General features: G+C 39.9%; 13 protein-coding genes. 7 read left to right on the top strand and 6 right to left on the bottom strand.

Annotation, left to right across the window (positions count from 1 at the left end):
- Nucleotides 1-2: 2 nt before the first annotated feature.
- The 5 genes from ACL8WY_RS16700 to ACL8WY_RS16680 all read right to left on the bottom strand — a co-directional run bounded on the left by ACL8WY_RS16700 (nt 3) and on the right by ACL8WY_RS16680 (nt 5,482).
- Nucleotides 3-848 (bottom strand): universal stress protein, encoded by an 846-nt coding sequence (locus ACL8WY_RS16700; protein ID WP_436515896.1) that lies wholly within the window; start codon nt 846-848, stop codon nt 3-5.
- A gap of 101 nt (nt 849-949) precedes the next feature.
- Nucleotides 950-1,837 (bottom strand): 1,4-dihydroxy-2-naphthoate octaprenyltransferase, encoded by an 888-nt coding sequence (gene menA / locus ACL8WY_RS16695; RefSeq protein WP_436515895.1) that lies wholly within the window; start codon nt 1,835-1,837, stop codon nt 950-952.
- 6 nt (nt 1,838-1,843) lie between these two features.
- A complete protein-coding gene (gene argS / locus ACL8WY_RS16690; RefSeq protein WP_436518073.1) occupies nt 1,844-3,631 on the bottom strand; it encodes an arginine--tRNA ligase in 1,788 nt (595 codons plus the stop codon).
- A complete protein-coding gene (gene ctlX, locus ACL8WY_RS16685; protein WP_436515894.1) occupies nt 3,628-4,545 on the bottom strand; it encodes a citrulline utilization hydrolase CtlX in 918 nt (305 codons plus the stop codon). Before ctlX ends, argS begins: the two co-directional genes overlap by 4 nt.
- 22 nt (nt 4,546-4,567) lie before the next feature.
- Nucleotides 4,568-5,482: a dimethylarginine dimethylaminohydrolase family protein gene (locus ACL8WY_RS16680; RefSeq protein ID WP_436515893.1), complete on the bottom strand. Its 915-nt coding sequence runs from the start codon at nt 5,480-5,482 to the stop codon at nt 4,568-4,570.
- A gap of 170 nt (nt 5,483-5,652) precedes the next feature.
- Between ACL8WY_RS16680 and ACL8WY_RS16675 the strand changes: the two genes are divergently transcribed.
- From ACL8WY_RS16675 to ACL8WY_RS16665, 3 genes are read left to right on the top strand one after another with little or no spacing between them, the layout of a single operon-like run.
- On the top strand, nt 5,653-7,038 hold the full coding sequence (locus tag ACL8WY_RS16675) for an arginine decarboxylase (RefSeq protein WP_436515892.1): 1,386 nt from the start codon (nt 5,653-5,655) through the stop codon (nt 7,036-7,038).
- A 15-nt stretch (nt 7,039-7,053) separates the two neighbouring features.
- Nucleotides 7,054-7,428, top strand: a complete 375-nt coding sequence (locus ACL8WY_RS16670; protein ID WP_436515891.1) for a hypothetical protein — start codon at nt 7,054-7,056, stop codon at nt 7,426-7,428.
- A 54-nt stretch (nt 7,429-7,482) separates the two neighbouring features.
- The gene (locus ACL8WY_RS16665) at nt 7,483-8,217 is read left to right on the top strand and encodes a polyprenol monophosphomannose synthase (protein ID WP_436515890.1); all 735 of its coding nucleotides are present in this window, start codon (nt 7,483-7,485) and stop codon (nt 8,215-8,217) included.
- Here ACL8WY_RS16665 and ACL8WY_RS16660 read toward each other — a convergent pair.
- Nucleotides 8,214-9,431 (bottom strand): ABC transporter permease, encoded by a 1,218-nt coding sequence (locus ACL8WY_RS16660; protein WP_436515889.1) that lies wholly within the window; start codon nt 9,429-9,431, stop codon nt 8,214-8,216. The genes ACL8WY_RS16665 and ACL8WY_RS16660 overlap by 4 nt on opposite strands.
- 62 nt (nt 9,432-9,493) lie before the next feature.
- On the opposite strand from ACL8WY_RS16660, the gene ACL8WY_RS16655 reads away from it, so the two are divergent.
- From ACL8WY_RS16655 to ACL8WY_RS16640, 4 genes are read left to right on the top strand one after another with little or no spacing between them, the layout of a single operon-like run.
- Nucleotides 9,494-10,642 (top strand): exo-beta-N-acetylmuramidase NamZ family protein, encoded by a 1,149-nt coding sequence (locus ACL8WY_RS16655; RefSeq protein WP_436515888.1) that lies wholly within the window; start codon nt 9,494-9,496, stop codon nt 10,640-10,642.
- Nucleotides 10,643-10,645: 3 nt separating this feature from the next.
- Nucleotides 10,646-11,014 (top strand): DoxX family protein, encoded by a 369-nt coding sequence (locus ACL8WY_RS16650; RefSeq protein WP_436515887.1) that lies wholly within the window; start codon nt 10,646-10,648, stop codon nt 11,012-11,014.
- 14 nt (nt 11,015-11,028) lie between these two features.
- The gene (locus tag ACL8WY_RS16645) at nt 11,029-11,943 is read left to right on the top strand and encodes a glutaminase (RefSeq protein WP_436515886.1); all 915 of its coding nucleotides are present in this window, start codon (nt 11,029-11,031) and stop codon (nt 11,941-11,943) included.
- A 9-nt stretch (nt 11,944-11,952) separates the two neighbouring features.
- The gene (locus tag ACL8WY_RS16640) at nt 11,953-12,822 is read left to right on the top strand and encodes a pirin family protein (RefSeq protein WP_436515885.1); all 870 of its coding nucleotides are present in this window, start codon (nt 11,953-11,955) and stop codon (nt 12,820-12,822) included.
- Nucleotides 12,823-12,828: the final 6 nt, after the last annotated feature.

The following is a 12,828-nucleotide window of genomic DNA, read 5'->3' as shown; positions in this document are numbered from 1 at the left end:
TCTTAGTCTTTTAGATGAGTAGTCCAGACCGGAATTTTGGAATGATTCACAACATCTTCTGCAATGCTCCCTGAAAGGAAATGACCGACTCCTTTCCGCTGATGAGTTCCCAAGGCAATCATGTCTGCCTCAATGTCTTCAGAGTAAAGAATAATTCCATCTTCCTCATTTTTGTAGTTATAGATTTCGATGGTATAATTCTCGATCGCGTATTTCTTAACGAACTCTTCCATCTGTTTTGTGTCGTGTCGCGTTGATGTGAAGCTCGCAGGTGTATTGATTTTCACAATGTTCAATTGTGCATCGAATGTATTTTGCATCTCTTTAAGTTGAGCTACAAAGTCATCATCCGTATGCTGAAAATCAGAAGCAAAAACGATCTTTTCAATCGGCTCAAGCTCACATTTATCTTGAATGGTGATTACCGGACAAGACGCTTTACGCACAATCTTTTCAGCATTTGATCCAACAAAATACTCGTTCAATCCATCGGCTCCTTCGGTACCAGCCACTAGCATACTCATCTTTTCTTCCACAATTTGATCTATGATCGTATTGAAAGGATTTCCAAGTTGGATTTTGGTAGTTATTAACTCATCGGAATACTTAGCTGCCGTAACTACACCTTCAAGCTTTTCCTGAACAGTTTCATACATTTTCTTAATGTAGAGCTGCTCCATTGGGTCTACATTTTGCATCCCTAAAGTCTTGAATGAATCAGCTGTAGGATGCTCAATTACATTCAGAAGCATGATTTCACTTCCAGCCTTATCTGCAATTTGACAAGCAAAATCCAATGCATGTTCTGAAACTTTGGAAAAATCGTATGGTACTAATATTCTTTTCATTGTTGGATTGTTTATAACACCCAATTTAACGAAAAATGATATTCATCGCTGGAATTTGACGAAAATCATTAGATCAGAAATCTTTTGTCAGGACTCCAGTTTTAGGTAAGTAACATCCCAAGTGAAAACAGAATCGAAAAGAGAAATGTAGAGATGGCCATTTGCTTGAGATAAGGATCTAATTCATTGGCTGGTTTATTGCGAACGGCCCTGATGTTTTTGATGAAGAAGACCATGATAAGTACAAAGAGCAATGGTAGGTAAGACTGGAAATTAAACAGCACAAACACGATGGAAGAAAGCATTCCACCTCCAAGTAAAAAAATGTGATATATCACTGCCTTTTTCCTACCCAGCCTGACTGGAACAGAGATTTTACCAGCAGCTTTATCTGATTCGATATCTCTGATGTTGTTCACATTCAATACTCCTACACTGAATAACCCGATAGAAATTGCCGGTAGCATCACCAGCCAATTGAGTTCCTTCGCTTGTAGGTAATAGGTGCCAAACACCAATACAATCCCAAAGAAGAGGAAAACGAAAATATCACCAAATCCTACATAGCCATAGGGATTCTTTCCCACTGTATACTTAATGGCTGCTGCAATGCCTATCAAGCCAACGGCAATAAAAATGAGTGCTGACTTCCAATCCTCAGGAAAAGCAATTGCAACCAGAATAATTCCCGAAATCAACGATAGCAGTCCGAAGATTATCATTGCATTTTTCATTGCATTGGCAGTGATTTTGCCGGAGCTAACCATTCGTTCTTCCCCTTTTCGTTCCTTATCAACACCTGAAGAAGCGTCTCCAAAGTCGTTGGCCAGGTTAGACAATATTTGCAAAAATATCGCTGTGAGCAAGGTAAGTCCTGAGATTAAGAAACTCAGCTCAGCTTCATTCGCTGCAATGGAAGTCCCAACCATCCAGCCTGAAATGGCTAAAGGCAGCGTTCGCAATCGAAAGGCTTTGATCCAGGACTTCATAGGTGTTTACATTCTCTCCGGCACTTCTATGCCAAGTAGGTTCATGCTTTCTTTTATCAATTTAGCGGTGAGAGCGGAAAGTGCAATTCTAAAAGCTAGCTTGTCTTTGTTTTCCTCATTGAAAATCGGCACTTCCTGGTAAAATCCATTGTAATCTTTGGCCAGATCGTAGACGTATTGAGCCATGATAGCTGGAGAATACTCTTTAGCAGCTTCACGTAACGCCTTCTTGTATTCTGTTATTTTAAAAATCAGATCAACCTCTCTTTTGCTTAGGTCTCCAACTTTTTGTGGATCGAAATCGATTTGAACTTCAAGTGAAATACTTCTTCTCAATATTGCTGAAATACGTGCATGAGTATATTGAATGAATGGTCCCGTATGTCCTTGAAATTCGATCGACTCTTGAGGGTTGAACAGCATTCGCTTCTTAGGATCAACTTTTAAGAGGAAATACTTCAATGCTCCTAACCCAAGGATTCTGTAAAGATCTTGTGCTTCCTTCTCATCCATGCCTTCGATTTTCCCTAACTCGCGGGTATGTTTTTCTGCGGTGCTGAACATTTCCTGAAGCAAATCATCTGCATCTACTACCGTTCCTTCGCGCGACTTCATTTTCCCAGATGGTAAGTCTACCATCCCATAAGACAAATGATAAAGTCCGTCGGCATAGGCTCTTCCCAATTTTCCCATGATGGCAAAAAGTACCTTGAAGTGATAATCTTGCTCGTTACCAACGACAAAAACAGATTTATCAAACGGGAAATCTTTGTGCTTCATGTCGCACGTGCCCATATCCTGAGTCATATACACAGCAGTCCCATCGGCACGAAGAACAAGCTTCTCGTCCATGCCTTCATCAGTAAGATCCACCCATACAGAACCATTGTCTTTCTTAAAGAAGACTCCTTTTTCAAGACCTTCTTCTACCAACTCCTTGCCTAGCAAATAGGTGTTGGACTCCTTGTACATGGTGTCAAAATTGATGCCCATGGTTTTATATGTAGCATCAAAACCCTCATATACCCAACCGTTCATTTTCTCCCATAATGCTACCGTATCGGGATCTCCTTTCTCCCATTTTTGAAGCATCTCTTGTGCTTCTTTGATGGATGGCGCTTCCTTTTTTGCTTCTTCGGGATCCATGCCTTTTTCAACAAGGACATTTACCTCTGCTTTCAGCATCTGATCGAACTTCACATAGTACTTTCCTATCAGGTGATCTCCTTTCACTCCTGCACTCTCCGGTGTCTCTCCATTCCCAATTTTCTGATAGGCCAGCATCGACTTACAGATATGAACACCACGGTCATTGACGAGATTTACCTTTTTCACCTCATAGCCATTGGCTGCAAGTATTCTTGCTGCGGAATCCCCCAAGAAGTTGTTTCGTAAGTGACCTAAGTGCAGTGGCTTATTCGTATTTGGTGAGGAAAACTCAACCATCACTTTCTGCCCATTATCGGCAAAAGATCCATAGGTCTGATCTCCGGCAATGTCATGGAGCGTTTGAACCCAACTCACATTTGTCAACTCAAGGTTTAGGAACCCTTTGACTACATTGTACCCTTCAATAAAATCGGTATTGTCTTTTAACCAGCTGCCTATTTGTTTCCCTGAGTCCTCAGGTTTGCCTTTGGTAATTTTCAAATAAGGAAAGACAACAAATGTGTAGCTTCCCTCGAATTCCTTTCTCGTTGGTTGAATGGCGACATCAGCTTCTGATATGAAGTGATTATACAATTGGGCAAATGCCTCTGATATCGCTTTTTGAATACTTGTTTCCAGCATTATTCGCTAAATAATTGTTTTGGCAAAAAGACTTCTGCCATCATACATCTTACACTTCCTCCTCCTAATTTTTCAATCGTAGGAATCGGGCTATGAATTATTTCACCATACTTTTCTATGGAGTCAATTTGAGTCTCATCCAGACTTTCGTATGCCGCCCTAGACATCACAGTAAATGGTTCATTTCTATCATTCATCACCTGGAGCATGTTACCTGCAAATTGATGCATCTGCTCTTCAGTAATTTCGATGATTTCTTTACCTGATTTTTGAATGGAAGACACCATATGCTCTCGTTCCTCTGCATTGTCTATGCTATCCAGGCACACAATCGCATAATTTTCTCCCAGCGCCATCATGACATTGGTATGATATATAGGCAACCTCCTTCCATTCACTGTCTGAAAAGAGGTGAAAGTCATAGACTCATAGCCCGCTTTTTCACAAAAGTCGTTTAATACATCTTCGTTGGTACGCTCTGAAAGTGAGGCATAGGCAATCTTACTTGGCCTATCCAGGATCATACTTCCGGTTCCCTCCAAGAATTTTCCTTTATTCTCCCAGTGAGCAAAACTATGAACATTATTTACGAGAAAGGTTTCTTGTAACTTATTGATGACGTCATCTCTTCGCTCGAGTCTGCGATTTTCAGCATACATAGGATAGGTGAGAATGGTGCCATCATTATGAAACGATATCCAGTTGTTTGGGAAAATAGAATCAGGTGTTAAATCAGATTCTCTATCGTCAAATACGAAAACCTCAATCCCCTTTTCTCTTAGCTTTTCTACGAATAAATCAAACTCAGCTAAAGCTTTTCCTTGAATTTCATCAGCTGAAATTTCGTTCTCATCTTGCTGAAAATAGTTGTTTTCGGCAGTCTCTTCATTCTTTCGAAATGAAATTGGCCTTATCATAAAAAGTGTATTCGTAATCTGGCTAGTCATATCTTCTCCTTAGCGGCATGGTTGAACATCGAAGCAAACCTTCCATTTTTGCCGTCTCTCTATACTTTACTTCCTCTACTGTCAATCCCCACTTTCGAAACTGTTCATTTAAGCGATTAAAACTGCTATCTGAAATCACAACTTCCGGACTAATGGAGAAAAAATTTGAGTTCATATCATACATCTCCTCTTTGGTTATTTCAAAGATGTTGGTCTCCCCAAAGAAGCTAATTAAAAAATCAGCATCTTCTTCATTCTTGAATCCACCTCTATAAATGACTGCTTTGTCTTTACCTACTGGCTGAAAGCAACAGTCCAGGTGCAGTGCATTTTCTCGGGGATTATCATCTGATTTGTTCAGCTCAAAAGCCTTAACCGTAAAGTCAGTAAATGTCCGCTTTAGATAGTCTACTGCTGCTTCATTCGTTCTCGAAACTGTGTACTTATTAAAGTCTGCGTCTTTCGAATATCCCACAAAGATATGGTCCCTCCATGGCATAATATCTCCGCCTTCCATCCGCTCATGCTCGTCAGGCAGCAACACCTCCGATACTTCATCAATAATGTATTGAATACCATCAGATTCTAATTTGCGTTCCGGAGTAACACATGGCACCACAAGCTTACTTTGAATAACAAAAGCAATGTCTCTAGAAAATATTTGATTGAGCTTCGCAATGTTATTGGGACGGTATACGGTAACTCCATGCTTTTCAAGCACCTTAGCCACCTCGTGCATTTCAGCTATAAGATCAGCTTCCTCAGGAAAGGTACCTGCTCGTATGTGCTCTTTGGATTTAGGGTCATAGGTATTCTCAATCTTGGGAATTCCACCCATGCTATCGGCTATACCCAATATGACTGCCTCAAGTGGCGCGGTTTCGTCTAAAACTTTTACGGTGATCATGTGATTGAAAAATTGACGCAAAATTAACTCTTATCATCAAGGTTATTCGCATCATTTGAAAAGGAAAACTTACAATATCGGACATTGAGACTTTTATAAAAACAAATGCCAATTATTTTCTAGAATCCTGTTTTTAATGGATAATTGCGTCCAATTTTTTCCTGAAGTCGATGAGAAAGTATGCGGACCTGATTGATCAAACCTTTTACTTCCCTACAGAGGAGTTTAAAGTTGAAAAAGATAACCTTCATTTCCATGGGGTAAACCTTATGGATATAATTAAAGAATATGGGACTCCATTAAAACTAAGCTACCTCCCAAAAATTGAGGAGAACATCAAATATGCTTATCAGATTTTTGCTGACGCAATAAAAAAACACAACTATGAGGGAGAATATACCTATGCATATTGTACTAAAAGCTCTCATTTTCGATTTGTGGTAGAGGAAGCTTTATCAAGCAATGCACATATTGAGACCTCTTCAGCATATGACATTCCTATTGTCAGAAGCATGGAAAAAGCCGGCAAGCTTACCAAGAATCACTTTGTGATTTGTAATGGCTTTAAGCGACCGTTATACCTGCAGGAAGTTTCCGCTCTTTTGAATGAGGGTTATAAAAACTGTATACCCATATTGGATAATTTGAATGAGCTGGACCATTATAAAGACAATGTGAAAGGTGATTTTCAGGTTGGCATACGCATAGCGGCTGACGAAGAGCCAAATTTTGCTTTTTATACTTCAAGGCTGGGTATCCGATACAGTGATATTCTTCCCTATTATAAAGAGCAAATAAAAGATTCAAAAGCGAAGCTGAAGATGCTTCACTTTTTTATCAATACAGGGATAAAAGATACAGCGTACTATTGGAGTGAGTTGAGCAGATTTATTTACAAATATTGCGAACTGAAAAAGATTTGTCCTGAATTAGATACTGTAGACATTGGTGGTGGATTTCCTATAAAAAACTCACTTCACTTTGAATTTGACTACCCTTACATGGCTGACCAAATCATCGAGAATATTCAGTGGATTTGCAAGAAAAACCATGTGCCGGTACCAAATATTTTCACCGAATTTGGCAGCTTCACTGTAGGAGAAAGCGGTGCAACCATCTATTCAGTTCTGGATCAGAAACTCCAAAATGACAAAGAGCTTTGGTACATGATGGATGGTTCATTCATCACTCACATGCCGGATGTCTGGGGACTTAATCAGAAATATATAATGCTACCCGTGAACCATTGGAAGAGTCCTTATCATCGGGTTAACCTTGGTGGCCTTACTTGCGATAGTCATGATTATTATGACTCTGAAGCACATATTGGAGAAGTTTTTCTACCCCAGTACGATGAAAAAGAGACCTTGTACTTTGGCTTTTTCCATACAGGTGCATATCAGGAATCTCTAGGTGGCTATGGAGGCATTCAACATTGCCTTATACCAGCACCCAAGCATATCATAATTGATCGTGACAAGGACGGAAACATCACTCATGACTTGTTTGCTCCAGAACAGGAAAGTGATGCGATGATGAAGATTTTAGGATATTAAAACTTAGTACGGTAAATGAAAGATTTGACTCAACGAGTTCATTGGATCACGCATAAAAACAAACGAATACTATTGGCCGATTACAGTCAACTCAAGGGTGCTGATTTAATGGCCGTATTTAGAGAAAGCAAGCAAACTCAAATAAATGCCGGCAAAGACGTTTTACTTATCGTAAATTTTACTGGCGCAAAAGCAAACAACGAAATCGTGAATGCGTTAAAACAGGCTGGAAAGGAGCTTGATAATGACATGAAGAGGACAGCAGTTATTGGGCTGACTGCATTACATAAGATATTCTACAATGGCTACATTCGTGTGACTGGTCAGGGGAATCGGACAAGAGTATTTGACCAACTTGAGCAATCTTTTGATTGGATCGTTAGCGATTAGTAATTCATATCAAAAAGTTATATTTTCCTTTCTAAATCCTTATACTGAATATTAATGTCTAGAAACATTGTCGTCATACCTACTTACAATGAATGCGAAAATATTCGTGACATTATTGCTGTGTCTCGTGTAATCACACCCTCATTTGATGTGCTTGTAGTAGATGATGGATCACCAGATGGTACTGCCGACATAGTAAAGGAAGAAATGGCGAAGGCACCAGATCGAATATTTCTGCTTGAGCGAGAAGGAAAACTTGGACTTGGCACCGCTTACATTACAGGATTTAAATGGGCACTTGAAAATGGGTATGAGTATATCTGTGAGATGGATGCCGATTTTTCGCATGATCCCAATGATTTAGTAAGGCTACTTGAATCATGCGAAAAAGGTGCTGATGTAGCAATAGGTAGTCGCTATGTTACTGGAGTAAATGTGGTAAACTGGCCGATGGGACGCGTACTTATGAGTTATTTTGCAAGCTTTTATGTGCGCCTAATCACAGGCATGCCATTTAGAGACAGTACAGCTGGTTTTAAATGCTATCACCGAAGGGTCTTCGATAAACTCAAACTTGACAAAATCCACTTCATTGGTTATGCTTTTCAGATAGAGATGAAGTTCAATGCATGGAAACATGGCTTTAAAATCGTTGAAGTCCCTATCATTTTTACCGACCGTACAAAAGGAACCTCCAAAATGTCAAAAGGGATTTTCAAAGAAGCCATTATCGGCGTACTTCAAATGAAGATAAAAAGCCTGTTTCAGAAATACGAGCCAGCTTCTTAGTCGAATCGAATAGCTTTCACGGGTTGTACGCGTGAAATAATAGCTACAGGAATAAGCATCGTCAAACCTATCAAAATAAGAATCAGAAAATTCAACCCAAGGATTGTCGGTGTATCAATCACGATCGGTACATGACTCATGTAGTAATTTGCTTCATCCAGAGGAATCAGCTTCAAGTACTTCTGGATCATACCGATGCTCAGGCCAATAAAATTGCCCCAAAGCAATCCTTTTACGATTAGTTGCAAACCGTTTAAAACGAAGACACGTCGAATCATTTGATTTGAAGCTCCAACTGCTTTGAGAATACCGATCATCTGTGTTCGCTCCATGATCAATATCAGTAGAATTGAAATGATACTTGTACCTGACACAAATATTATGATAGTTAGCAAGATCACTACATTCCTATTCAGCATATTCAACCACTCAAATATTTGAAGGTATCTATCAGTGACCTTATCGACATATAGATCTATGCTCAACATGTTGTACAATTCTGTCTCCGCTTGATCTAGTTTGTCTGTATCTGAGATAAATACTTCAATTCCTCCGGCAATTGAGTCCGGCCAATTGTTCATTCTGCGTAACAGATCCAAATCACCAATAATGATCTTTTCATCAAATTCTTCCAGGCCAGTCTCATATATTCCGGTCACTTGCAATCTTCTAAACCTAGGAGGAGACTGGACAAAATAGACAAGAACTTCATCATCCACATCTAGCTCCAAATAGTTTGACACCCGTCTACTTAAAGCCACCTCAGTAGAGTATTTGTCAGAGTAGACATTGGGAAATCGCCCTTCTACCATGTGCTTCTTGAACCCCAGCGTATCGAAAGATTCATCCACTCCTTTAATGATTACCCCTTGAACCTCTTCATCTGTCTTCAGTAAAGCTGCCTTCATTGCATAAGGTTGTACTCTCTCCGTTAAAGGATAGCTTTTCAATGTCAGCAAGAGTGAATCATCTATTGAAATGGTGCTTTCTTCAAATGATGTTGATAGCGTGTATTTACTCACAATCAAATGACCGCTGAAGCTGTATATCTTATCTTTTATTTCTTTTTTAAATCCAAAAAGAACCATAAAAGCGATTATCAGAACAGCCAACCCCAGACCAATACTTACCACCGCCACTCGATTGATAATATTGGAAAATGAGCCAGAAGCTTCTTTAGAAATACGTTTTGATATAAAAAAAGGGAGATTCATTTATTGCTTTGCAAATTAGGGTTTTCAATCCTGTAAGAACAAGTTAACTTGTCGATTTAAATATGATGAGATTCATTTCACTGTATATAATTATTGCATTTGGCTGCTCAACCCAAAGTGCAAGTACCTCAGAAAAAATTCTGACCGGCGCTGATCAAACCGACAAGTACCTTCCTCTTCTGGATGGAATGAAAGTTGGCCTTACTGTAAACCATAGTTCAACAATCAAAAACACCCATTTAACCGATACCTTAATCCGACTTGGGGTGAATGTAAGAAAAGTATTTACGCCTGAGCATGGGTTTACAGGCACAGTTAGTGATGGTGCAGAAGTAAAATACGATTCTATTCAGGCACCTTATGATCTTGTTTCTCTTTATGGGAAGAACAAGAAACCAACATCGGAGCAACTAAGAGGCTTGGATGTAATGGTGTTTGATATTCAAGATGTAGGCGCCCGATTTTACACCTACATCAGCACTATGTACTATGTAATGGAGGCCTGTGCAGAGAACAATATTCCGGTACTCATCCTGGACCGTCCCAATCCCAACGGTAGTTATGTGGACGGACCTGTGTTGGATATGTCTTTCTCATCGTTCGTCGGAATTGCTCCGATCCCGATTGTTCATGGAATGACTGCAGGCGAAATAGCACAAATGTTTAATGGCGAGGGTTGGCTCAAAGACGGAGTTGAATGTAACCTGAATATTATTTCAATTCAGAACTGGGATCATTCAAAACCTTACTCCCTGCCACTCAAACCCTCTCCCAACCTACCTGATGATTTGAGTATTTCATTATACCCTAGCCTTTGCCTTTTCGAAGGCACCATCATGTCTGTCGGCAGAGGAACAGACCATGCCTTTCAACAAATCGGTCATCCTGATTATCCGGAAGCAAAGCATGCATTTACTCCTGTATCAAAAGAGGGAGCTAAGTGGCCGCCGTACGAAGATCTTATTTGTTATGGAAGGTCCTGGATCGGTGAAAAACCAATCTATTCATTTACACTTCAGCCACTAATTGAAGCGTATCAGAAGATGGAAAAGGAAGACTTTTTTAACGATTATTTTAAACGCCTGGCTGGTACAGATCAGCTTCAAAAACAAATTGAATCCGGAATGACCGAAGAGGAGATTCGCGAAACTTGGAAGGAAGGATTGAACCAATTCAAACAGATACGAGCTAAGTACTTACTTTACAAATAGTCAATGGATAAAAGAAATAAAATCATCTACTGGATTGTCACTGGTGCCTTAAGTCTGATGATGATTATGTCAGCGGGTATGTACTTCGTGAAAACCGCGGAGGTCACTGATATATTTGTATCGCTAGGATATAATGGACGAATTGTAATTCCGCTTGCCATCCTAAAAATCGTAGGCATAATCGCCATTTTAACAAAGGTTTCCAAAACCCTTAAAGAATGGGCGTATTTTGGATTCCTGCTTGATTTCGTGTTGGCTCTGGAAGGCCACCTGGCTGCAAATGACGGTGGTCATCTTACGGCGATCATTGCTATTATCCTTTGGTCCTTTTCATACATGTACGACAAAAAAGTTTTCAGTAAAGTCAACTGATCTCAAATCAAATAATGGATTATCAAGGAATACTCGATCAGATTCAAAACAAGATAGACTGTAAAAAATTACCTGGTGAAGTTGCTACCTACATTCCGGAATTGGCAAAAATCTCACCTGATAAATTTGGAATGCACTTGTGTAGTGTCATAGGTGATGAATTCTGCTTCGGAGACTCAACCGAACGTTTTTCGATTCAGAGTATATCCAAGGTGCTTTCACTCTCGTTGGCTTTGCTCCATGAAGATGAAAAGCTGTGGGAAAGAGTGGATGTGGAACCCTCCGGAGATCCGTTCAATTCATTGGTTCAACTAGAGTATGAGAACGGTATTCCTAGAAACCCTCTAATCAATTCGGGTGCATTAGTAGTGTGTGACGTGTTAATTTCCAACTTAAAGAATCCAAAAAAAGAATACCTTGAATTTGTCAGGAAAATCGCTGGAAACGAAACCATAGATTACAGTGAGAAGGTAGCAGAATCAGAAAAAGCAGAAGGGTTCAATAACGCCGCTATGGTCAATTTGATAAAGTCGTACAAAAACATTCACAACGATGTGGACGAAGTACTTGATCTCTATTTCTATACCTGCTCACTTAGCATGTCTTGCAGGGAACTGGCTAACACATTTATGGTTTATGCCAATCATGGTTGTCTCCAGGAATCAGGAGAACAGATTTTAAGCGTAAAACGAACGAAGCGAATCAATGCTTTAATGCAAACCTGTGGCTTTTATGATGAAGCCGGTGAGTTTTCCTTTCGAGTTGGTCTGCCTGGCAAAAGTGGAGTAGGTGGTGGAATCGTAGCGATATATCCAAACATGTATAGTGTGGCAGTCTGGAGTCCAAAACTAAATGAAAAGGGAAATTCTACAGCTGGAATGCTTGCCTTAGAGCAGCTGACAGATATGACTGGATCATCGATTTTTTAAACGTTTGCTATGTCCAATACCGATTTAATCATTGAAGAACGAAGCAGAGACATTGGGGACTTTCTTGTTGGTCGTCTGATTCCATTCCGAAAGAAACGAATGGTAGGTCCATTCATCTTCATTGATCATATGGGGCCTACCACCATCAAACCTGGAACCTATCTTGACATTGACCAGCATCCTCACATTGGACTTTCTACTTTGACCTATTTATTTGAGGGGGAAATTCAGCATCAAGACAGTATCGGAACTGACCAGCACATAAAAGCCGGTTCAGTTAACTGGATGACTGCTGGCAAGGGTGTTACACACACCGAACGAACTCCGCAGCAGCTGAGACAAGGTCAGGAATTTACCATACATGGTTATCAGATATGGGTAGCACTTCCAAAAGATAAGGAAGATATGGATCCCGAATTCCATCATCTAGATGCTTCCGAACTGCCACAATGGAAAGACGGATCCGCTTCTTTTAAGCTAGTAGCCGGAAAAGGCTTTAGCAGAGAATCTCCACTCCCTGTTCATTGCGATTTATTCATGATTGAGATTCAAACAACTGAAGACTATAGGCTTGTCATTAAGGATCAATTGAAAGGTGAAATTGGATTCTGCATCGTAGAAGGAAGCATTGATGCTTGTAGCCAAATAGTGAATAAAGGAAATATGCTTGTTTCAAAGGTTGAAGATGCGTGTGAGCTTACAATTAAAGCTAATTCACGAATCTTGCTTTTTGGAGGAGAAGCTTTTCCTGAAGAACGGTATATTTTCTGGAATTTCGTATCTTCAGATAAACAAAAAATTGAGAATGCGAAGGAACGTTGGGCCAACAAAGATTTTCCGAAAGTAGCCAACGACGACACCTACATTTCATTACCTTAAAACACA

Source organism: Ekhidna algicida (assembly GCF_051379705.1).
Taxonomy (GTDB): Bacteria; Bacteroidota; Bacteroidia; order Cytophagales; family Cyclobacteriaceae; genus Ekhidna.
This window is presented reverse-complemented; position numbering and strand designations above follow the sequence as displayed.

Excerpts from the sequence above, each read along its gene's own strand:
- ACL8WY_RS16655 (WP_436515888.1), top strand. The coding sequence starts at position 9,494 with ATGATGAGATTCATTTCACTGTATATAATTATTGCATTTGGCTGCTCA.
- menA (WP_436515895.1), bottom strand. The coding sequence starts at position 1,837 with ATGAAGTCCTGGATCAAAGCCTTTCGATTGCGAACGCTGCCTTTAGCC.
- ctlX (WP_436515894.1), bottom strand. The coding sequence starts at position 4,545 with ATGATAAGGCCAATTTCATTTCGAAAGAATGAAGAGACTGCCGAAAAC.
- ACL8WY_RS16645 (WP_436515886.1), top strand. The coding sequence starts at position 11,029 with ATGGATTATCAAGGAATACTCGATCAGATTCAAAACAAGATAGACTGT.
- ACL8WY_RS16640 (WP_436515885.1), top strand. The coding sequence starts at position 11,953 with ATGTCCAATACCGATTTAATCATTGAAGAACGAAGCAGAGACATTGGG.
- ACL8WY_RS16665 (WP_436515890.1), top strand. The coding sequence starts at position 7,483 with ATGTCTAGAAACATTGTCGTCATACCTACTTACAATGAATGCGAAAAT.
- ACL8WY_RS16660 (WP_436515889.1), bottom strand. The coding sequence starts at position 9,431 with ATGAATCTCCCTTTTTTTATATCAAAACGTATTTCTAAAGAAGCTTCT.
- ACL8WY_RS16670 (WP_436515891.1), top strand. The coding sequence starts at position 7,054 with ATGAAAGATTTGACTCAACGAGTTCATTGGATCACGCATAAAAACAAA.
- ACL8WY_RS16680 (WP_436515893.1), bottom strand. The coding sequence starts at position 5,482 with ATGATCACCGTAAAAGTTTTAGACGAAACCGCGCCACTTGAGGCAGTC.
- ACL8WY_RS16700 (WP_436515896.1), bottom strand. The coding sequence starts at position 848 with ATGAAAAGAATATTAGTACCATACGATTTTTCCAAAGTTTCAGAACAT.
- ACL8WY_RS16675 (WP_436515892.1), top strand. The coding sequence starts at position 5,653 with ATGAGAAAGTATGCGGACCTGATTGATCAAACCTTTTACTTCCCTACA.
- ACL8WY_RS16650 (WP_436515887.1), top strand. The coding sequence starts at position 10,646 with ATGGATAAAAGAAATAAAATCATCTACTGGATTGTCACTGGTGCCTTA.